Here is a 20,542-nt window from a genome sequence, read left to right as displayed (position 1 = left end):
GTTCCGCAACCCGCCCGCGCATCGAGGTGGCGCGAACCCGTTCAATTCCTCGGCTGTGAGATGGGTGGGTGTGGATGTTGCTGCGGCCCGGTGCACATCTGCACATAATCCGAACAGACATCTTTGAAAAGGCTCAGCAGGCCAACCTCCTGCTGATCCGACCCGCCCATCGCGGAGCGTTCCGTCTGCCCGACGATCGCGATCACCGGGACGTGGTGGCAGACCCACATCGGCTCATGCCAACGAAATGGAAAAGCGTAAACCTCCACCCTTTCTACGCCCTGAGCTCCGCGAGGTGGGGTTGGATCGGGCGACGTGAAATTCGATCGCGAACCGACATCGGGCGGCCAAGCGGCGAGGCCAAGTTTTCCGCCGATCAGGTAGTCGGCGGCGTTGTGAGCCGAACTGCTCGCTGACGGTTGGGCTTACCTGCGGTCGCCATGCACGGCGCGGCGGGCCACCGCCGAGCTTGAGGCCTTTGGTGATGCACCCCGGGACGGCCGGGACGGAACACCGCGACCGGGTACCGCAGCGCCGGGTTGCTGGACGATTCCACTCGAAGGGGTGTCTCAGGCCGTAACGCGCGCCCCGATAGGATGACTGTGTGTATAACGACTCCGCCGCCGTCACTCTTGATGCAACCCGTTGGGATGGCCGGGGTGGTATCGATCGGGAAGTTGTTGCTCGGTACGAGGACCCGATCTCCGGATACACGTTTGTAGTGGCCACGTCGGCGGCCCAACCCGCCCTCTGGCTGGCCTATATCGCGGGCGCCCTGGCCAGCTATAGCCGGCACGACGTCGCGGCGGTGCTCGAATACGACCAGGTCGCGGACGGATCGAGTACGGCGATGTTCTTCTGCGCAACCGATGACACAGGTGCCGTCGTCGGCGGAATGCGAGTCCAAGGTCCCTACGCCAGCCCCGACAAGCCCATGCTTTGCAGGAATGGGCCGGCCGCGAAGGCGCCGCCGCCCTGCACGCCGAGATCAACGCGCGCCTGCCAGGCGGGGTCATCGAGATGAAAACCGGCTGGGTCGAGGACACCGCCGCCCATCGACGTGACCTGACTGATGCTCTGGCCCGGATTTTCGTCCACGCTTTACGCCTGACCGGCGCCCGCTACGCCCTGGGCGCCGTCGCCCAACATGCCGTCCGGCGTTGGCAGACCACCGGCGGAGTCAACAGCCAAGGGGTACACCCGGTGCCCTACCCCGACGATCGGTACCTGACCGTACCGATGTGGTGGGACCGTGACACCTACGCGCAGTTGGCGATCGCCGACCAACTCCCCCGGCTGCTGGACGAGTCCGCCCAATTGGACCGATCGAGGATCCACCTCGAAGCCATCAGCTCGCGGTAGCAGTGAGCCCCTGGATCGCGATCAGGGACGAACACCGCCCGGCACAGCTCCACCGCAGCGCGTGCGCCATCCCATCGCCGCCCGAGTCGGGCCGCCCAGCCCACCCCCCTGCGGATGCGACACGACGTAACTGGTTCCGGGTGACCAATCGGACCTCTTGCGTGTGCCCGCCCAGAGTACGTCCGCGTCGATTCTGTGCTTCTCGAAGGAGAACCCAAGACGCCCACAGGCTTACGCCGTAGGTGTGAACGCGCGTGATTTGCGACCCCGTTGGAGTGGAGTCGTCTTGGATCCGCCTCGACGGGCAGTCGGAGGGTATCTTTGAGTGAACCTGGATGGAGCGGCAAAATCGATTCCCGACGGAGAAGGACGGTGGCCGATCGTGGAGATTCGACGCAACGCCGTGGTGCGGTTCTTGTACAGCAGCGGGCTGGTGCGCCTGGCCGGGCGGGCGCAGCGGGAACTGCCCGCGCGTTTCGACAGCGAGCAACAGCAGCAAGTTCTACGGGACCTCGGCGTCGATGCCGCCACCGTCCAGCGTGCTTTCCCGACACCACCCCAGATCGTGCGGTCCGCCGTCCCGCGGCCCCGACCGTCTTTCGACAAGCAGGCTACGGCCTCCGCGCCCCTCGGGCCACCGCCCGATGAAGCCGCCTCTGCCGGCATTCAAACAACCGCCGCCACCTTCACCTCCGCCGCCGACGAGGATCTGACAGCACGGGCACTCAGGTCCTGGCTCGCCGAATCCCCCACCGCAACCCGCCCCACCGAGCGCGGCGTGCCCGCCCGAATCAGCGGAACAGAAGCCATCCAAGCCGGCTGATAGCCAGACCACGTCGGTGAGGCGTAGCTGAGCATGATCGCCCCCTTCGCTGGCTCGATGACGGCGCGGCCGTGCGCCGAGTGTTCGACCACCTCGTGCACGACGTCCTGGAGTGCAACCGTTCGGATTCGGTGACGCCCAAAAAAAATGGCCTGCATCTGTTCCGACCGCCACCACGAGTCGGTAGCCGCGTTGTAGGTGTAGCGGCCCATCGGTTCGTCGAACCCGCCGTCGAGCGGGCTGGCGTCCGCAGAGTCATCAAAAGGTCCCTCGCCTTCCACGTGTGCGATAATCGAGGTGACAGTTCAACCTTTTCACGACATGAAATACCCTCGACGGTGTCGATACGCCAGCCGGGCACCGCACTGTGCATAGATTGTGCTGCACAGCGGATTGGGTACCCTGGGCTCACACATAAGCGTCCGGCATCAGAAGGGGAAGGCGGCGGGTGATGGCCAAGAGCGACACCGGTGGTGCGGGTCCGCTGGACCGGGCCCGGATCACCACCGCTGCAATTGCCCTGATCGACGCCGAGAGCGCGCACGCTCTGAGCATGCGCAAACTCGGCGCCAGCCTGAGCGTCGAGGCCATGGCGATCTACCACTACTTCACCGGCCGGGACGAGGTCCTCGACAGTGTCGTGGAGACCGTCATCAACGAGCTGCACGACGACCCGGACCTGCAAGTCCACGCTGCGCACTGGGAGGAATACCTCTACCGGACAGCCCATGCGGTCCGAAGGATCGCGCTGGCCCACCCGCAAGTGTTCCCGCTGATCGCGACCCGGCCGCCCGCCGCCCCGTGGATACAGCCGCCGCTGCGGAGCCTGCGGTGGATCCAGACGTTCTTGCAGGCTCTGCAGGCCTGCGGGTTTGCCGACGAGAACGCCGTGGCCGTCTATCAAGCATTCTCCAGCTTCCTGCTCGGCCACCTGCTTCTGGAGGTTTCCGCCCTAGGCGCCGACGTCGGTCCAGTCGAAGAAGCGCAACCAACCCCGCCAGACGCATCCGACCTCGACGACTACCCGCTGCTCAAACGCCTGGAACCGCTGCTGTCCCGGGACCGTGGCGCGGAGGAGTTCGAGGAAGGGCTCGAGGCGCTCATCGAGCGGCTCACCAGCCGCGGCAAACGCTGACCACATCTCCGGCGATGTAGCAGCGGTGGGTGAAGGTGATTCCCGTCGGCTGCGCTGCTGAACCGACGGGCACGCGAGGAGCGCACCACTCGTGCTACTGCGATCCTCATCGTGATCCGTACCCGTACACGGTGGGGGGCGGTTTCTAGCGAACGTCGTGAATCCTGACGAGTGGAGTACGACATGCCTGGATTCGCTGCCAACAAGATGCCGGCTGCGGTCAAACGACGATATTTTGAGCTGATCCGAACTGGCCTGTCCGGGGCTGCGGCGTCGGAGATGGTCGGCGTGTCCTTGAGCTGCGGATCGCTGTGGTTCATCGACGCTGGCAGCGTGAGCTATGTCGATACGCCGATCAGCAACCGCTACCTCAATCAGGACGACCGGATCGAGATCGCCGACGGGCTGGCCCGGGGAGAGCCGGTGAAGTCGATCGCTGCCCGCATCGGTCGCAGCTTCCAGACCGTTTATCGGGAGATCGCCAGGAACAGCAAGGCCGACGGCAGATATCAGCCGTGGTTCGCCCACAACCAAGCCCACGAGCGACGTCGGCGACCCAAGCCGCACCGATTCGCCGCGGACGACCAACTTCGCGCAGTGGTCGCCGGCAAGCTCAAGACCCGATGGTCGCCGGGACAGATCAGTCGATGGCTGCGGCGCAGCTACCGCAATCGACCCGATTGGCACGTCTGCGCCGAGACCATCTACGCGGGCGTCTACCGCGGGCTGATCTGCGCCGCGACCCCTAGCAACCTGCGTACGGCCCGTATCTACCGCCACCGCAGAGGTAGGGGCCGAACCCGTGAAGGCGCGATGAAGCAGTTGACCAAGATGAAGTCGATCTCAAACCGGCCGGCCGTGGTCGAGCGTCGCGGTCAGGTCGGTCACTGGGAAGGTGACCTCATCATCGGTGCGGGACAACGGTCTGCGATCGCAACACTGGTCGAACGCAAGACCAGACACACCGTCCTGGTCCCACTGCCCGACGGACATTCGGCCCAATCCGTCGGTGACGCACTGATCGCTGTGTTCGCCGGCATGCCACCAGCGCTGCGTCGCACACTGACCTGGGACCAGGGCAACGAGATGATTCACCACGACCGGATCGAACGGGCCACCAAGATCAAAATCTACTTCGCGGATCCACACTCACCCTGGCAGCGAGGCAGCAACGAAAACACCAACGGCCTCTTGAGACAGTACTTTCCGAAGGGCACCGACCTCTCGCTCATCACCGCCGCCCACCTCGCTCAGGTAACAGCGGAAATGAACTCGCGACCACGCCTGTGCCTGGCGGATCGCACACCAGCACAGCTCATGCGACGCTGGGACCGCCGACTGGCAACTCAATGATTCGCAACGTTCGCTAGAAACCGCCAGGGCTCACTCATAAAGGACACGCATCGAGCCGCAGTTGTGAGCTGAAAGTCGCAGGCGGGCGAGATTGCAACCCTCGCTGGCACATCCAGCAGTGACCGCAGGAAATGTTGAACGGCACCACCACCCGATCTCCGACCGCGATATCGGTGACCCCGGAGCCGATTTCCTGCACGATACCCATCGGCTCGTGGCCGAGGATGTCCCCAACCGAGAGGTACGGGCCGAGCACCTCGTACCAGTGCAAATCCGAGCCGCAAATGGCAGTCGAGGTAATCTTCACGATCGCGTCGGTCGGTTCCTTGATCATGGGGTCCGGCACCTCGTCGATGCGGACGTCCCGTTTACCATGCCAGGTCACTGCTTTCATTCAGTGCCTCTTTCCGTGTGGTCTGCCCTGTCGTTACCCGAAAGCTGAATGCTTCATTCCGGGGGGGGTCGTCGGTGCTCGGCCAGGTAAGCCAATCGACGCAGGGACTCGGTGTTGCGGCGGTGCAGAAGCGCCGGCCACGCTCAGACCGAATGGTGCACCTGGGACCCCGCTGCGGGCCAGGTGGCAGCGACGTCTCGGATGCGGGACGCGCCGACAACCCATAGGCCCAGCAACCAACGGTCGGACAGCACAGCGAACACCGAGGCCCGTGAACAGGCCATATCCCGGGAGGACATCGACATTGCCTGTCTCCTTTCATGCTGGATCAGATCTGCCGCTCGGATGCCTGCTGGTCGGTGAGAGCGCTGTACCCGGCGGCATCGACGCGGCGGTGGAAGCGAGTGCCCAAGGCTCCGCCCAGCAAGGCGCCCAAGAGCGCGGCCAGGATGGCGGCGCCGATGGCGACCAGGCCGACGGTGGTGACGTCGCCTTCGTCGACCGGGATGCGCGGGAGGTTCAGTTGGGCCAGCACGTTGTACTTGGACCCGCCGATGGCGGCGACGGCGGCGATGATCGCGGAAGTGACGATCGCCCACAACCACACAGCTAGACCTTGTTTGACGCCGTTGAACCGGGCCATCCGGCCGGCGACGTAGCCGCCGCAGTAGGTAGGCCACGAACAAGATCACCAGCAGTACGATGGCCCCGACCAGTCCGACTGTTTTGGCGGTCCCGGTGGCCTTCTGCGCTTCCTGGACGGCTTTGTCGACATTCGCTGTGCTGGTGATACCGAATGCGACGCCGACGGCGGCCAGGATCGCCAGCAGCAGGACGGCCAGACCGGTGGCGGTGAGCCAGCCGAAGAACGTCGACCCAAATTTGATGCCCCCGAACTGGTCCCGCTCGCGGGCCAGCACTGTCTCCGAGGTCGGGATGACCGCTGGTTCGGCTCGGGCCAGGCGCACCGTTTCTGCTGATTGAGGTGGGCTGTCCTGGAGTACGACGGCATCACCGGTAGCAGTTACCGGCCTGGCCGGGTGCTCGGGCGGGAGCGGCTCGGCGGGCTGGTTCGATGACAGAGAATTTTCGCGTTGCCATCCGGTGTCCGAGCTGGCTGCGCTGTAGCGCGGCGCGGCAGTGCTCGGCCCTTCCCGCAACCGCTCGTCGGCGTGCTCGGTCGGGCCCCCTTCGCCCAGAGGTGCTTCGCCGCTGTCGATTTGCGGTGGGATCGCTTCGGGATCCATGGGTGTGCTCATATCTCGCTCCGATGATCTAGTGGATCGTGTGTGTCGTCAGCCGGGCTGCGAACGCGCAGACCGGTCAATCATGTCGCCGACGTTGTTGGGCAGATGCCGGCTTCATCAGGTCCAGCCGATCCAGCAGCATCTCGAGGGTGACCTCGAACTCTTCGGCGGCGTGGTCTTCGGTCAGCTCCTTCTCCAGGCTCAGCAGCACCGGGTAGTTGCTCAGGTCGGCCGGGTCGGCCCGTCCGGGGGGTTCCTGCTCGATGGGGCTCGTCTCGGCGCCATGCGTGGACACCTCCAGGAGCAAATGTCCGAGTAGAAGGCTGGAGAATGCGCGGTAGGCCGCGACCGATGCCGCCGGGCCGAAGCCGCAATCGCGGAGGGTTTGCAGGAACGATTCCATCCACCGCAGGCTCCGCAGAGGGGGTTTGACCCATGGAGCCGCCGGCGGCCGAGTGGCGATCAGCGGGAACAGCAGCGGGTGGGCCAGAGCGATGCGGCGCACACCGTGGGCCAGACGGACTAGGTAGTCGGGCCAGTTGTCGGTGTGCAGGTGCACGTCCGGGTCGCCGTAAAGCTCGTCGATGACGTGCTCGACCACCGCGTCCAGCAGCGCTTCACGACTGGAGATGTAGTGATAGAGCGCCATAGTCTCCACTCCGAAGACCTGGGCAACGCGGCGCAAGGTGAATTGCCGCAGGCCCTCGGTGTCGATCACCTGGACGGCCGCCAGGATGACCTTCTGCCGGGTGATGGTGTCGCGGTTGGTGACCGGCGTCCTCGGTGCAGCCGCTGCACCGAGGGTTTCGGGGGAGTCTGGATCTGCGCCGGCCGTTGCCATCAGTGATGTCCGTCGCGCGCCAGGGACGAATCGCGCTCGCCTTGCCCGGATGGCGAGTGCAATGTTCGGGTAGCCGGCCGCCGTGAACTATTGGCTGGGCCGTCACGGATGGCGCGAGCCTCGGCGATTTCCTTTTCGTCTTTGGCGGCGAGTTTGTCGCTGGCTTTGGTGTCCCGGGGTGGGAGGTGCAACGACTCCTCCGCGGCGATCCCGGCCTGCAGCTGTCGCCCTCGTTCGATCTCGGCGTCGATCTCGGCGCCGAACAGCAACGCCAGGTTGGTGATCCAGAGCCACAGCAAGAACACGATGACGCCGGCCAGAGAGCCGTAGGTTTTGTTGTAGCGGGAGAAGTTGGCGACGTAGAACCCGAAGCCGACCGACGCCACAATCCAGACGAGCACGGCGATGACGGCGCCGACACTGATCCACCGAAACTTCGGTTGCTTGATGTTCGGTGTGGCGTAGTACAGGACCGCGATGACCGCAATGACGACAACCAGGATGATCGGCCACTTGCCGATGTTCCAGACGGTGACCGCAGTGCCGCCCAATCCGATCGCCGCGCCCACCGCCCGCGCGATAGGCCCAGACACGACGAGGACCACCGCAACCAGCGCGGCCAGGATGACCGCGATGACGGTGACGAGCAGCATGACCGGGCGAAGTTTGTAGAACGGCCTGCCCTCGTCGATCTCATACACCCGGTTCATCGCGCGACCGAACGCCCCGATGTAACCCGAGGCCGACCACAACGCCCCAGCCAGGCCGATGATCAGGCCGATGCCGCCGGCATGGCTGGAGCTGAGCTGCGTCACGGTGCCCTGCAGGGTGTCGGCGGCGCTGGGGGCAACGTCTTTGACGATGCCCATGAGTGCGTCAGTGCCGCTGGGGCCCTGGTTGAACAGGCTCAGTAGGGAGATGATGGCCAACAGGGCGGGGAACACGGCCAGTACGGCGTAGTAGGTCAATCCGGCGGCCAGGTCGGTGCACTGGTCCTTGGAGAATACCCGGATTGTCTTTTTCAGGATGAACTTCCAGGATCTTTTGGTCAGATCACCCAGATCATCGGGTTTGCGGTCGTCGTCCGGGTCCGGTGCGGTCTGGGCCTTGCTCCCGCTGCTGTGCTGGTTCATCGTCGTCTCCGAAGGTGTGGGGTGAAGGCGAAGGGCGGGACCGGCGAACCGGCCCCGCCCGCGGAGTTCAAGTGACCGCCGGGATCAACTGTCCGATACGTGTTGCTGCACGGTGTCTTTCGCGTCCTGCGCCTGGCCCTTGACGTCATCGACCGCGGAACTGCCTTCGTCCTTCACTGTGTCGACGGCGTCCGATGCGGTGGTCTTCACCGACTCCAGCGCATGTTGAGCCGGTTCCTGCAAGTTGCCCGCGGCCTCCTTCGCCGTCGAGGTCAGCTGATCGACCAGGGGCTGCGCCTGCTCCTTGATCGCGGCGGCGGCTTGCGCCTCTGGCTTTGACGCCGGGATCAGGGCGGACAGCAGCATCCCGGCGCCGAACGCGATCAACCCGGCGGCCACCGGGCTGCCCTTGGTATGCTGGGCCACCATCCCTGGGGCGTCACTGACCGCGTCGCCAGCCGAGGACATCGCGCCGCCGGTGGAGCTTTTCGCGGTGTCGGCGGCGCCCATGATGTGGTCCTTGACCGTCATGACTCTACCCTTCACTTTGTCCCTTTGACGTTTGGCGATCTGCGCCGGGCTGACCTTCTCGCCGAGTTCGTTGACGTCGCTGGACAGGCCGGCCCGGGTCTGTTCGATCTGGGCGCGGATGACGTCGGGGTCGTTGCTCATCGGTTCTCCTGTTCGTTGCCCTTGACCGCGTTCGGAATCTTGCCGAGCGTTTCACTGGTGCGATCCAAACCGCGGATCGCGGAAAATTCCTTCTTGCCCATCAGCGCCATCACCGCGGCGGCAATGCCCCACAGGATGGCGACGATCAACGCCGACCACCCGTAGCCCAGATGATCACCCAACGCCCACCACAATGAGATCGACAGGAACAACAGCACGAAATGTCCGGCCCCGCCGGCGCCTGCGAACAGCCCGGTGCCCTTTCCAGCGCGTTTTGCGGACTGGGTCAGCTCTGCCTTGGCCAGTTCCACCTCCTGCCGCATCAACGTGGACAGATCGGTGGTGATCTCGCTGATCAACTCGCCCAGGGACCGCGGCGTGTCGTTCGACGTTTCGATCGGCGACGAGCCCCCTGGTTCGGCGGCCCGGTAACCCTGCGGCGGGTACAGGCCCGGATCCGGGGCGGCGTGCCCCCCGTTCGGGGAACTCACCGGCCCTCCCGCAGATCCTCGACCGACTTGCCGGTCCAGTCCGGGACCGCGCCGGTCCCGTAGAGGTCAGTGCCGTCCGGAGAGGAATGGGCACCGCCGGCGCTCAGCGCACTGGGCTGGACGCCGCCGACTGCGGGGCGGGCCACATACCCGGGTTGCCGAGGAAGCGCAGGGGCCTTGGGCGCCGTACCAACGCTGTTGCCCAACTCGTCCGGGTCGGCGGCCAAACCGCGCGCCAGCCGGCCCGCGACCAAGCCGGCGCCCAAGGCGACCGCCAGGAACATTCCCGGACGTTGCCGCGCGAAGCTGCGAACCTCGTTCAACACGTCGCCGGGCTTGCGACCCTCGAGCCACCCAGCGATCTCATGCGCCTTGTCCGCCGCTTGATGTGCCAAATCGGTCGCCACGCCGGGCTGATCAGATCCCTGGGCCATCGACTTGAGCTGGTCACCGACCGCATGCAAACCATCGGCCAACTTTTCCTGCTGCACCTGAGCCTGGTCCGACAATTCGGACTGGGCCTGGTACAGCATGTGTTTGGCCTGCCGTGTCGCTTCAGCGGTGACCTGCTGCACCTGTTCCTTCGCCACTCCGGCGACCTGCTGGGCCGCTTCACCGGCACTGCCGGCGACGTTCGCGGCCTGGTCCTTGGCGACGTCGGTGGTTGACGGTTCATCACTGGACGACGTAGCCCTCGAATGGGAGGGGTTCAGGTCATAGGTGCTGGGCGGTGGGGTGGCGTAGGCACCGGCGATCGGGTTCTGCCCGGCTGGGGGGTAGGTTCCGAAATCCTGGCTGCTGGTCATCTCAGGGTTCCCTCTCTGGTGGTGGTGGACGAGATGGGCGGTGGGGGTCAGCGGTTCTGCGTGCGGGCGTCTGGGTCGACGGTGGTGGTGCCGTCTTCGACCTCGACCTGCTCCTTACGGACTTCACCGGAGACGTTCTGGTTCTCGGTGACCGTCTCGGTGCCGATCTTGACCCGCTCGACCGGGACTGCCTCGGTGGAGATAACGGGCTGCTCGGCGTGCAGCACCACTTCGTGTTCCTCCTCGGAGATGGCCGGGCCATCAACGGCGTCACCGCGGCTGGCGTCGGTGATCGGCTCCCGCTCGATGCGGACCTCCTCGTGGGAGACCGGGACGGAGACGGTCTGCTGCTCGGTCACCACGTACTTACGGAGCCGGGCCCGGCCGGCCTCGACCTGCTGGGTGCCGACATTGAGGTGCTCCTCGGAACGGGTCATCGCCTCGTCGGTGGTGGGGCCGGACGTGTCGTAGCCGTGGGCGCCGCGGGTGTTGCCCCTCGCGTATTCGTTGTTCGTACCGGTTTCGGCGTATGTGCCGGCGGCGCCGCCGAGGTATTGGCCGTAGTAGGAGTACAGGGACTGCTGCTCGTCGGGGTCCAGATGCGAGGAGTCCGGAACGTCCGGCGCATCCTTCACGACGGACTTGTCGAACGGCAGCACCAGGTTGTCGCCGTCGAAGGTGGAGCCGCGCAGCGGTGCGAAGTTCTCCTTCATGCCGAACAGGCCGGTGTTGACGGTGATCCAGTCCGGTTGGCCGGACTCGTCGTTGACGTAGACCTCGCCGACCGAGCCGATCTTGTCGCCCTGCGGATCGACGGCGGTCTTGCCGACGTAGGCTTCCGGGCCCTGTGCGTAAGTCATGGTGATGCTCCTTTGTGTCCGCCCTCTTTGGGCATGGTTGAACTGGGAATGTCCTGCTGGGAAAATGGTGAAGAACCGAATGGCGGGTTAGAACAGGTTGCCGAACTGGCCGAGCAGCTCCTTCGGGTCAATCCCGAACTTGGACAGCAGGCCGGCGTGCTGGTCGGTGTCAACCTGGTCCGGAAGCTCGGCGGCAGCCTGGTCGGCCTTCCCGGACTGTCCCGTGTCCTTCAGGAACTGAAGGATCTGGTCCTTGCTGATGTTCACTCGGTTCTCCCGTCTGGCATCCCGTCGATGACGGAGTGGTCGGTCTCACTCGAACGTGTACGTCCCTTGATGCCCGTCCGTTTTACGCCCTAAACCGCGACATGGGTAAAATTTTCGGACAGGTGCAGACTCTTGATGCAGGTCCACGCCGTACGTCCTACCTGCCCTCGATACGAACCCGCGGAGTTTTGCTCCTGGCCTTGTCGGGAAACGACTTCCCTGGGACGCGGGTGCGTCTTTAGTTCGCAGTCCAACCCAGCACACCAGACAAAGGAGTCTCGAGATGACGATGGGTGACAAGATCAAGCACACCGCCGAGGAAGCCGGCGGGAAGGTCAAGGAAGGTGCCGGGCGTGCCACCGGCAACGAGCAGCTCGAAGCCGAAAGGAAAGGCGACCAGGCCTCGGCCAACATCAAGCAGGCCGGCGACAAGGCCAAGGGCGCCGTCGATGACGCACTGGACCGCTGAATCAACCACAGGTCGCTACCAGAACACCCGGACACTCGGCGCAACTAAACGGTGACCACGGGAAAGGTCGCCCCACGATGCCATCCACGGCAACGGGGGGCGACCTTCGTCGAGGAGGCGTAGAGCCAGCGACCTCGTCGCCATTTCATTCGCAGCCAAGGATCGCTCCGTGCACAAACCGCAGATTCGCCGATACGGGTGGGGCAAGGACGCCAGGCGACGATGGCCTGGCGGTACGCCCTCAGTGGGTGCTGCGGTAGGCGCCGAACGGATCGAGATAAGGCGGGATGTGGGTGCCGACCGAGGTGACCGAGAGGAATGGTTGAAATGCCGGTTTACCCTGTAAAGGTGAGTGACCCGCTGGAACCGACGCAATCCCATCCTGGGCCGATGGCGTCCTTGGCCGGCGTATCGGAGGGGACCGTCCTTGACGGTCGGTACCGGCTGGAGGAGCTTCTGGGCCGCGGAGGTACCGCCGAGGTTTATCGGGCGACCGATGAGCTGCTGGGCCGGGCGGTGGCGGTGAAGGTCTTCGATTCCCGGCTGACCGATCTGAACACCGTCGTGCGTCAGCGCAACGAGATGCGGGTGCTGGCGACTCTCAATCACCCGAACCTGATCGCGGTGCACGACGCGCGCATCGCCGGTGGCTCCGGAACTGAGGCACTGGTTACTCCCGCTTCCGGAGTGACGTCGTCGGGCCACACGTATCTGGTCATGGAGCTCGTGCCGGGATTGACCTTGGCCGACCTGCTGTCCCGTGGTCCGCTGCCGACGACTGAAGTCGCGCGCCTTGGGTTTGTCCTGGCGGCGGTCCTGACGATGCTCCACAGCGGTGATCTGGTCCACCGGGACATCAAGCCAGCGAACATCCTGGTGGCCGACTCGGGTCAGATCAAGCTGGGCGATTTCGGGCTGGCCCGCATCCTCACCGCCGAGAACCGCCTGACGACCGGCGCGGAGGTCATGGGCACCGCCGCCTATTTCAGCCCGGAACAGGCCCGCGGCAGCGAGGTCGGTCCGTCGGCCGACATCTACTCGCTGGGTTTGGTGCTGCTGGAATGCCTCACCGGCGCCAAAGAATTCCCCGGACAACCGGTAGAAGCCGCGGTGGCCCGGCTGCTGCGCGACCCAGTCGTGCCCGACGACCTGACACCGCCGTGGCCGAAACTGCTGACCGCGATGACCGACAGCAACCCGGCCCGGCGGCCCACCGCAGCCCAAGTCGCCGACACCCTGCAGCAGCACTTCGAGGCCACCCCGGCCGGTCATCATCCACCGGTGTCCACACTGCCCGCCCAGGGGCCGGAGTCGATGGAGGCCGCCACCGCCGGGTGGTCCACTTCGCTGAGCCCGTTCATGCTCACCGGCGACACGGTCCCGGCGCGACGCCACCGCCGACGCGCCGGCCTCCTCCTAGCCAGCGGGACCGGAGCCGCAGCCATCGTGGCCGTCAGTCTCATGATCGCGCAATCGGACGCGACCACTCCGATCAGCACCCCCACGGTCGTCGGGGCCACCACCCGGACCCCGTCGACTGCCGGATCCCTACCGGGCCGGGTAACCGCGGTGACCCACTCCCCGGCAACCACCAAACGGCCCAGCACCGAACGGGCCATCTCACCGGCCGGGCCCACGTCCCCAAAATCCGTTCCGCCGGCCCGGTCCACCAGCGTGCAGGAGGTAGCGGTGGTGACCTCGGGAGAGCACTCGCCAACGCGCAGCTCGGCGACACCGACAACGCCTCAGGCCAGCAACCCTGCTGCTTCGCCGGCTGTGACTTCCACCCAGCCGATCCCACCGGCGCCGGTCACCTCGACACGGCAGTCCACGCCCACCACATCGAGCGCCCCAAGCAGCGCCAAGAGCACGCCGCCGACGACCAAGGCGCCGAAACGTACCACTGCGGCACCAACGACTAAACCGAAGAAGCCCAAGAAGTAGCCCGGCACCCCCGAGCGAGCCGGGCGGAAATACGGCTCGCTCGCCGGTTGACACTCCCCTGTGCCAGCGGCCCTTCGAAAAGCGCCGGGGTAGCCGGTTACTGGCTGGTGCGGGCCGTGAATTGGCCTGGGGGCTCGGTCGGGCTGATCAGCCAGACGCGGACGTCTTTGCCGCCGTGGTCGACGTCTTTCTCGTGGAACCGGACTACTGAGCCGGTGATGCTGCCGGAGCCGGTGACTAATCGGTCCTGACCAGTTGCTTGAATGGTGAAAGCGGCTTCGCCGACGAAGTCGGGAAGTTCATGCGGTGTGCGGCCGTTGACTGCGATGACATCGAAGGCCTGCCCGGCAGGTACCGGATCGGGAGCTTGAAACACCATGCGATTCCTTTCGTTTCGGCTCAGTGCGAGCACTGCCGGCGTCACACCGGCCGGTTCAGGCTTCATCCAGGCGAGGGATGAGTATCTCCCTGATGATGAGCAGCACGGCGGCGGCGACCGGGATGGCGACCAGGGCGCCGATGACGCCCAGCAGCGCGCCGCCGACGAGCACGGCGACGATGGTGAGCAGGGCAGGCACTTTCACGGCCCTTCCAATGATCCGCGGGATGAGGTAGTAGTCCTCGAGCAGCCGGTAGATGATGAAATAGGCGATCGTGTCCACGCACAATGGTACGGAGACGGTCAACGTAACGGCTGCGACGATGACGCCGGCGATGGTGGAGCCGGCGACCGGGATGAGGTCGAACAGGGCGACCATCAGCGACAGCAGCAGCGCATAGGGCACGGAGAAGGCCATCAGCCAGGCGAACGTCAGGCCGCCGGCGATGACGGAGATGATCAGATTGCCCAGTACGTAGACGCCGACCTTGGCCAGGATCTCGTCGCCGATCAGGATGACCCGGGGCCGACGGGTGTGCGGGACCATCCGATAGGCCAGGGTCCGGATCCTTGGCATGTCTGCGAGCAGGTAGGCCGTGAGGACCAGCACGATCAGCGTGTCGGTCAATGCGGAGAACACTGCCTTGCCGGCGACGAGGATCCCGTCCACGCTGACTGATGGAGGCGCAGCAACTGCGGCCCGCAGTTTGTCGATGAAGTGGAATCGATTGTTGAGCCGACCGATGAAGCTGTTGTGGGCCTGGGCGTGCTGCAAATAGGTCGGGGCGTTGTCGATCAACTGCTGCCTTTGGGTGATCAGTGGTGGGATCGCGGCGGCGAGGAAGCCGCCGACTACGCACAGAATCAACAGGAGCATCAGGACAACACCGGCCCATCGGGGCCAGCGGTGCTCGACCAGCCAGGACACGGCCGGTTCCATGCCGATGGCCAGGAACAGGGACAGCCCGATGAGGACGATGTGTCGCCCGCTAGGAGGAACATCTGGATTCCAGCGTAGGTGACGGCCACGCCGGCGGCGGCACTCATGCCGATGAAGAACGGCGACTTGTGGTTGAACCGGCGGCCGATGCGACCCATCGGTTGTTCGGGGGTGCTGATTTCGGCAGCGACCGCTTCGGCTTCTGCGACCGGACCTTCAAGGGCCACTTCGTGGGGCTGGCCGGCGGACTGAGGCCTCTAGCCCTTCCTGACCACGGGTTGAGGTGACAGGTTCCCCGCTGGGCGGGGTCACGGGTGAGAGCCTTCGGTTGCTTCGGTGACCAGAAGGAGAACACCCGTGACCCCAGAACAGATCATCTCCCATCGACGTACCCAGGTACTCGTCCAGGCCGGAAAGGTGGGCGTGGCGGAGGCGTGCCGGCGGGCCGGTGTGTCCCGGCAGTCGTACTACCGGTGGGCCAGCAGGGCGTCCAAGTACGGCACGGCGGCGTTGCTGCCCAAGACCCGCCGTCCGCCGGTGATGCCTAACGCGATGACCGCCCAGGAGGTGTCCACGGTGTTGGCCGTGGCCATCGCGAACCCGACCCTGGGGGCGCGGCAGCTGCTGCGCCACCTGGCCAACCAGGACGTGCAGCGCTCGGCTTCCGGGGTCCAGAAGGTCCTGCACCGCCACCAGCTCGGTGCCCGCCGGCAGCGGGTCGCTGCGCTGGCCTGGATCACCGCCGCCGAGCACGGGCAGGTCACCGACGCCGCCCTGCAGGGGCCGTTCGGGTTTTGCCTGGCCGCGGCCCGGCCCGGGATGAACGTGGCGTTGGACAGCTTCTACGTGGGCACACTTAAAGGTGTGGGAACGATCTGGCAGTTCACCACGATCGACATCTGCACCCGCTGGAGCATCGCCTCGCTGATCGTCGGCGACAAGACCGCCGCCGGCGCGGCGACGTTCCTGGATCATCTGATCGTCGAGTTCGACCGGATCGGCGTACCCGTCACCGGCGTCCTCACCGACAACGGTCCGGAGTTCACCGGCCGCGACTTCCGCGACCACGCCGCCGACCTCGGCGTCACCCACCACCGGATCCCGCCGCGCTCGCCGAACCACAACGCCGTCTGCGAACGGGTCCAGGGCACCCTGCTGCACGAGTTCTACCGGCCGTTTTTCCACCGCGCCCGCATCGACCGGGTCGCCGACCTGGACGCCGGTCTGCAGCGGGCGCTGCACGACTACAACCACCACAGACCCAACCACGGCGCCTACATGAAAGGACAGACCCCACGGCAGATGCTCAACGAGAAATCCGCGGCCAAATAGACTCACCAACCACGACCGATGGCACACCCCACCTGTCACCTTCACCCGTGGTCCGGAAGCTCTAAGTTGGAGGCTCCGGCACGCAAGCCGTCCACGATCGAACGGCGGAGGAACTCTGAGGGCCGCTTCTGATCGCTTTTGCATTCGGTTTCGGCTGGTACGTTTCCTGTGCTGTCGCGGCCAACCGGGGCGGCGGCCGTGGGGGAAGGGGGTCCGGGTGTCTGCTGACGCCGACAGTGCAAAGGAACGCGACCTCACGCAGCTCGTCGAGAGCCTGGACGCGTTGCCCGATGCACTACTGCTCCTTGACGCTCACGGGGTCGTGACGTGGGCCAGTTCGGCCACCTCCGACGTGCTGGTATGGGCGCCGGCCGAACTCGTACGGCGGTCGATCGCCGTCGTGGCGCTGGAGGAGAACATCGAGCAGCATCGGCACCTGCTGGACGAGGTGCTCCGAACGGGTAGGGCGGTGGCCTTCTCGGCGCAGCGGCGACGCGGCGACGGGCAGATCGTCGAGGTCTGGGTGTCCATGGGTCCGATACGTGATGCCGCGACCGGGGAGACGGTCGGTACCTGTGCGTCCGTGCGGCGCGTGACCCCAGAGGTACGGTTGCAGACCCAGCTGACGCCGCAGGATGAGTCACCCCGGCATGTCCGGACACTCCTCTTGTTAGGAAAGATGGAGTCATGGCGAGTACGTCGAAGCGGTACCCGGCCGAGTTGAAGGACCGGGCGGTGCGGATGGTGGCGGAGATCCGGTCCGATCATGGGTCGGAGTGGGCGGCGGTGGAGTCGGTCGCGGCGAAGTTGGGGATCGGGACTGCGCAGACGGTGCAGAACTGGGTCCGCCGCGCCGAGGTCGATGCCGGCAAACGGCCGGGGGTGTCCTCCGAGGCGGCGGAGGAGCTGCGGAAGTTGCGGGCGGAGAACCGAGAGTTGAAGCGGGCCAACGAGATATTGAAGTCGGCGTCAACTTTTTTCGCGGCGGAGCTCGACCGCCGACAGAAGTGATCATCAGCTACATCGATCAGCACAAGGCGGAATACGGCGTCGGGACGATCTGCCGGGTGCTCACCGAGCACGGCTGCAAGATCGCGTCGTCCACCTACTACGACCGCACCCACCAGCAGCCCTCCGCCCGCGCTGTCCGGGACGAGGCGCTGTCCGCGCAGGTCAGTGCGGTGCATGCGGAGAACTACGGCGTCTACGGGGCGCGGAAGGTGTGGTTGACGCTGAACCGGGAAGGCACCGCGGTGGCCCGGTGCACGGTGGAGCGGCTGATGCGCCGGCTCGGTCTGGTCGGGGCTCGTCGGGGCAAGGTCAAACGCACCACTATCGCCGACCCGCAAGCGCAACGGGCCAGTGATCTGGTGGATCGTCATTTCGACCCGGAGGCGCCAGATCGCCTATGGGTGGCCGACTTCACGTATGTTTCGACGTGGTCCGGGTGGGTGTACGTGGCGTTCGTGATCGATGCCTACTCCCGTCGGATCGTGGGGTGGCGATCGGCGACCACGATGACCGCGCAACTCGTCCTGGACGCCATCGAGCACGCGATCTGGACCCGGCAACGTGAAGGGGTGCAGGACCTTTCGGGGCTGATTCACCACAACGACCGCGGATCTCAATATACGTCTGTGGCGTTCACCGAGCGGCTGGCCGACGCCGGCATCGACGCCTCCGTTGGTCGCACCGGGGATAGTTTCGACAATGCTCTGGCCGAGACGATCAACGGGCTCTACAAGACCGAGCTGATCAAGCCCCGCGGCCCGGGCGGACCGTCGAGCAGGTCGAAGTCGCCACCCTGGAATGGGTCGACTGGTTCAACCACCGCCGCCTGTACGAGCACAACGGCGACCTCCCACCGGTCGAACTCGAGCAGGCCCACTACGCTCAAATCAGAGCCCAGCAAACCGCTGCGCTCTCAAACCCGTAGGTGTCCGGACATGCCGGGGTGGTTCAGGATTCCCTCAGCGCGGTGCTGGGCCGCCGGTCCTCCGACGTTGCGCTAATTGCCAACCCTGACACCGAGATCACCTTCATCTCACCGTCGGTCGTCGACGTGCTGAGTTTCACCCAGGAACAGCTCGTCGGTGTCGAGGGCTTGGGCCTGGTCCACAGGGACGACCTCCACGGTGCGGAGTCGTTCGTGACCCGGGTCCTGTCCTCGCCCGGCACTGTCGAGCGCATGACCTTTCGGATCACCAACGCGTACGATGAGTGGCGCTGGATCGAGGAGACCCTGACCAACTGCATCGACGTCCCCGGTGTCGAGGGTCTTGTGGCCAATGTCCGTGACGTGACCAACGAGGTGGAGGCACGGTCTGCGCTTACTGCATCGGAGCGTCGGTACCGCACCATTGTCGAGACCGCCCAGGAGGGCGTGCTCGTGCTCGACAGCGGGTCTCGCATCCTGGTCGCCAACCACAAGGCGGCCGAGATGCTCGGGCATAAAAGGAGTCAGCTCTTCCGTAAAAAGCTGACCTCATTCGTCGACGGGACAACCAAGGAGGAGTTGAGGCGAAAGGTCCGATCGCGCGAAGCAAGAGGACACGAACGCTTCGAAATGACCTACCCACATCCGGACGGCCGCAACCGGATCTTCCAAATAGTGGCTTCCCCTCTCTCGCTCGATGCGGACGGCGCCGCCGGTTCGCTGGCCATGATCTCCGACGTCACGGACGCGAGACTTCTGGAGACCGAGCTGCGGCACCTTGCCCTGCATGATGCGCTCACCGGCCTGCCCAACCGTGCACTGCTCGCGGACCGGCTCTCCATGGCGCTCTCGCGCCAGGAGTTGACTCCGAACCGGCCTGGTGTCGCGGTGCTATCCATCAACGTGGACGGTTTCAAGCTAATCAACGACGTGCACGGGCACGAGTTTGGGGATGCGATGCTGGCGGAGGTAGCGCATCGGCTGAGCAGCGCGGCTCGGCCGGGAGACAACGTCACCCGCACCGGTGGCGACGAGTTCTTGGTCGTCGCCGAGGGGATCCGTGCCGAGGGGGCCCTCGCACTGGCAGAGCACCTGCGCAAGACGCTGCTCGAACCGATGGCCGCGTTCGGCGTCACTGTGTACGTGGACGCCAGCGTGGGTGTCGCGGTGGGCCCAGGGTTGTCGTCGTCATGCCTGCTCAGGTCGGCTGATGATGCCCTGCGCCGGGCGAAAGCGCGCGGGCGTGGTCGCGTGCATGTCCATGATCCGGCCGGTGACATGGACACCGGGCGGCGGCTGCAGGTCGCGAACGCGGTGCGCAGGGCGCTGGACTGCGACGAGTTGACGTTGGGTTACCAGCCAATCGTGGACCTGACCGACGGTCACGTCGTCGGGGTGGAAGCCCTGCTGCGCTGGGTGCATCCCGAACTGGGCCCAATATCGCCACCCGAGATTGTGGCGATCGCCCACTCCATCGGACTGGCTGAACGCCTGGACGAGTGTGTCCTGGCAAGGGCCTGCACCGACATGACCGAGCTGAGAGAACGCAGCGCGGGGGCACACCTCAAGCTGTCCGTGAACCTGAGCGCACAAAGCTTCGAAGGCGCAAAATTGCTGCAGATGGTGATCGACGCCGCCCGGCTCGCCGGATGGCCTCTCGGTCAGCTAACCCTCGAGCTGACCGAGGGGGTTCTGATGAGTGACACCGAGGCGGCCGCCACGGTTCTGGCGCGGTTGGGCGAGCTCAACGTGTCCGTGGCCTTCGACGATTTCGGAACCGGGTACAGCCTCGACCTCGCTCGTCCGATCGAGGTCTGTCTCGATCTGCCACGTCGGCCCGATATACCAACTGAACACGAGCTTGTCCGGCCGATCGAACACGAGCACCCGCGCCCACCGGCACGCGCTTCCATCGGTGCCCGGGTCAATGATCGCGCCACCTGCCCGAGGCTCGAGCACCGTCTCGGCGATCGGCGCCACCAGCAGGTTGTGCTCGGGAGGCTTGAACTCGCCGAACCGCTCGGTGAACAGCGCGAAGGCTTGCGCCTGAGTGAGCGGAACAGTCACCGACCGCAGCACAGTCGCGCTCGAAACCCCACTCGGCACTATGATTCCCGTGCCTGGACCCAGCGGGCGAGTTCGACCGGACCCGGGCCAC

General features: G+C 65.5%; 18 protein-coding genes, 4 pseudogenes and 1 other annotated feature. Of the genes and pseudogenes, 10 read left to right on the top strand and 12 right to left on the bottom strand.

The features are described from left to right. Nucleotides 1-939 precede the first annotated feature (939 nt). The 4 genes from BLS97_RS17545 (at nt 940) to BLS97_RS17530 (ending at nt 4,673) form a co-directional block, all read left to right on the top strand. Nucleotides 940-1,362: a hypothetical protein gene (locus BLS97_RS17545; protein ID WP_090478327.1), complete on the top strand. Its 423-nt coding sequence runs from the start codon at nt 940-942 to the stop codon at nt 1,360-1,362. Nucleotides 1,363-1,687: 325 nt separating this feature from the next. Continuing rightward, the gene (locus BLS97_RS23940; RefSeq protein ID WP_231988166.1) at nt 1,688-2,185 is read left to right on the top strand and encodes a hypothetical protein; all 498 of its coding nucleotides are present in this window, start codon (nt 1,688-1,690) and stop codon (nt 2,183-2,185) included. A gap of 451 nt (nt 2,186-2,636) precedes the next feature. Beyond that, nucleotides 2,637-3,320, top strand: a complete 684-nt coding sequence (locus BLS97_RS17535) for a TetR/AcrR family transcriptional regulator (protein ID WP_090478321.1) — start codon at nt 2,637-2,639, stop codon at nt 3,318-3,320. 183 nt (nt 3,321-3,503) lie between these two features. Next, nucleotides 3,504-4,673, top strand: a complete 1,170-nt coding sequence (locus tag BLS97_RS17530) for an IS30 family transposase (RefSeq protein ID WP_090482531.1) — start codon at nt 3,504-3,506, stop codon at nt 4,671-4,673. A 73-nt stretch (nt 4,674-4,746) separates the two neighbouring features. Here the strand turns inward: BLS97_RS17530 and BLS97_RS17525 are convergent. The 9 genes and pseudogenes from BLS97_RS17525 to BLS97_RS17485 all read right to left on the bottom strand — a co-directional run. Beyond that, nucleotides 4,747-5,067: pseudogene (locus tag BLS97_RS17525) on the bottom strand (alcohol dehydrogenase catalytic domain-containing protein); the annotation flags it as partial. Nucleotides 5,068-5,395: 328 nt separating this feature from the next. After that, nucleotides 5,396-5,674: a hypothetical protein gene (locus BLS97_RS23585; RefSeq protein WP_197676245.1), complete on the bottom strand. Its 279-nt coding sequence runs from the start codon at nt 5,672-5,674 to the stop codon at nt 5,396-5,398. Between the two features lie 716 nt (nt 5,675-6,390). Then, nucleotides 6,391-7,155 carry a TetR/AcrR family transcriptional regulator gene (locus BLS97_RS17515; protein WP_090478318.1) on the bottom strand — a complete coding sequence of 255 codons (765 nt, stop codon included), beginning with the start codon at nt 7,153-7,155 and terminating at the stop codon, nt 6,391-6,393. After that, on the bottom strand, nt 7,155-8,288 hold the full coding sequence (locus BLS97_RS17510; protein WP_090478315.1) for a YihY/virulence factor BrkB family protein: 1,134 nt from the start codon (nt 8,286-8,288) through the stop codon (nt 7,155-7,157). Before BLS97_RS17510 ends, BLS97_RS17515 begins: the two co-directional genes overlap by 1 nt. An 84-nt stretch (nt 8,289-8,372) precedes the next feature. Then, nucleotides 8,373-8,960, bottom strand: coding sequence for a DUF3618 domain-containing protein (locus BLS97_RS17505; protein ID WP_090478311.1), 588 nt, complete (start codon nt 8,958-8,960; stop codon nt 8,373-8,375). Beyond that, nucleotides 8,957-9,358: a phage holin family protein gene (locus tag BLS97_RS17500; protein WP_407938064.1), complete on the bottom strand. Its 402-nt coding sequence runs from the start codon at nt 9,356-9,358 to the stop codon at nt 8,957-8,959. Before BLS97_RS17500 ends, BLS97_RS17505 begins: the two co-directional genes overlap by 4 nt. Nucleotides 9,359-9,447: 89 nt before the next feature. Continuing rightward, nucleotides 9,448-10,257 carry a hypothetical protein gene (locus tag BLS97_RS17495; protein WP_090478307.1) on the bottom strand — a complete coding sequence of 270 codons (810 nt, stop codon included), beginning with the start codon at nt 10,255-10,257 and terminating at the stop codon, nt 9,448-9,450. A gap of 47 nt (nt 10,258-10,304) precedes the next feature. After that, on the bottom strand, nt 10,305-11,117 hold the full coding sequence (locus BLS97_RS17490) for a DUF2382 domain-containing protein (protein ID WP_090478304.1): 813 nt from the start codon (nt 11,115-11,117) through the stop codon (nt 10,305-10,307). Nucleotides 11,118-11,204: 87 nt separating this feature from the next. After that, nucleotides 11,205-11,384 carry a hypothetical protein gene (locus tag BLS97_RS17485; protein ID WP_090478301.1) on the bottom strand — a complete coding sequence of 60 codons (180 nt, stop codon included), beginning with the start codon at nt 11,382-11,384 and terminating at the stop codon, nt 11,205-11,207. Between the two features lie 283 nt (nt 11,385-11,667). Between BLS97_RS17485 and BLS97_RS17480 the strand changes: the two genes are divergently transcribed. Together BLS97_RS17480 and BLS97_RS17475 are read left to right on the top strand one after the other, a co-directional pair. Continuing rightward, entirely contained in the window at nt 11,668-11,853 is a 186-nt protein-coding gene (locus BLS97_RS17480; RefSeq protein WP_090478298.1) for a CsbD family protein, read from the top strand. A 348-nt stretch (nt 11,854-12,201) separates the two neighbouring features. Beyond that, nucleotides 12,202-13,797, top strand: a complete 1,596-nt coding sequence (locus BLS97_RS17475) for a serine/threonine-protein kinase (RefSeq protein WP_157695494.1) — start codon at nt 12,202-12,204, stop codon at nt 13,795-13,797. Nucleotides 13,798-13,894: 97 nt separating this feature from the next. Here the strand turns inward: BLS97_RS17475 and BLS97_RS17470 are convergent, their stop codons facing one another. Both BLS97_RS17470 and BLS97_RS17465 read right to left on the bottom strand, forming a co-directional pair. Next, nucleotides 13,895-14,242, bottom strand: coding sequence for a hypothetical protein (locus tag BLS97_RS17470; RefSeq protein WP_157695493.1), 348 nt, complete (start codon nt 14,240-14,242; stop codon nt 13,895-13,897). Continuing rightward, nucleotides 14,232-15,104 carry an AI-2E family transporter gene (locus BLS97_RS17465; protein ID WP_231988164.1) on the bottom strand — a complete coding sequence of 291 codons (873 nt, stop codon included), beginning with the start codon at nt 15,102-15,104 and terminating at the stop codon, nt 14,232-14,234. The genes BLS97_RS17470 and BLS97_RS17465 overlap by 11 nt, the downstream gene beginning before the upstream one ends. A gap of 369 nt (nt 15,105-15,473) precedes the next feature. Here BLS97_RS17465 and BLS97_RS17460 point away from each other — a divergent pair, with 369 nt between their 5' ends. From BLS97_RS17460 to BLS97_RS17445, 4 genes and pseudogenes are all read left to right on the top strand, one after another. After that, a complete protein-coding gene (locus tag BLS97_RS17460) occupies nt 15,474-16,448 on the top strand; it encodes a DDE-type integrase/transposase/recombinase (protein ID WP_172832296.1) in 975 nt (324 codons plus the stop codon). Nucleotides 16,449-16,665: 217 nt separating this feature from the next. After that, nucleotides 16,666-17,172, top strand: a complete 507-nt coding sequence (locus BLS97_RS17455) for a PAS domain-containing protein (protein WP_157695492.1) — start codon at nt 16,666-16,668, stop codon at nt 17,170-17,172. Beyond that, nucleotides 17,136-18,384 (top strand): annotated as a pseudogene (locus BLS97_RS17450) (IS3 family transposase). Before BLS97_RS17455 ends, BLS97_RS17450 begins: the two are co-directional and overlap by 37 nt. Then, nucleotides 17,420-17,548, top strand: a sequence feature (AL1L pseudoknot). It overlaps the preceding pseudogene by 129 nt. Beyond that, nucleotides 18,385-20,112: pseudogene (locus BLS97_RS17445) on the top strand (putative bifunctional diguanylate cyclase/phosphodiesterase); the annotation flags it as partial. 60 nt (nt 20,113-20,172) lie between these two features. Here the strand turns inward: BLS97_RS17445 and BLS97_RS24560 are convergent. Further along, nucleotides 20,173-20,463 (bottom strand): annotated as a pseudogene (locus tag BLS97_RS24560) (ATPase); the annotation flags it as partial. Nucleotides 20,464-20,542: the final 79 nt, after the last annotated feature.

Origin of the sequence: Nakamurella panacisegetis (genome assembly GCF_900104535.1) — a bacterium.
In the GTDB taxonomy this organism is placed as follows: domain Bacteria; phylum Actinomycetota; class Actinomycetes; order Mycobacteriales; family Nakamurellaceae; genus Nakamurella; species Nakamurella panacisegetis.
The sequence above is the reverse complement of the archived record's forward strand: the minus strand, read 5'-3'. Positions and strand labels throughout refer to the sequence as shown.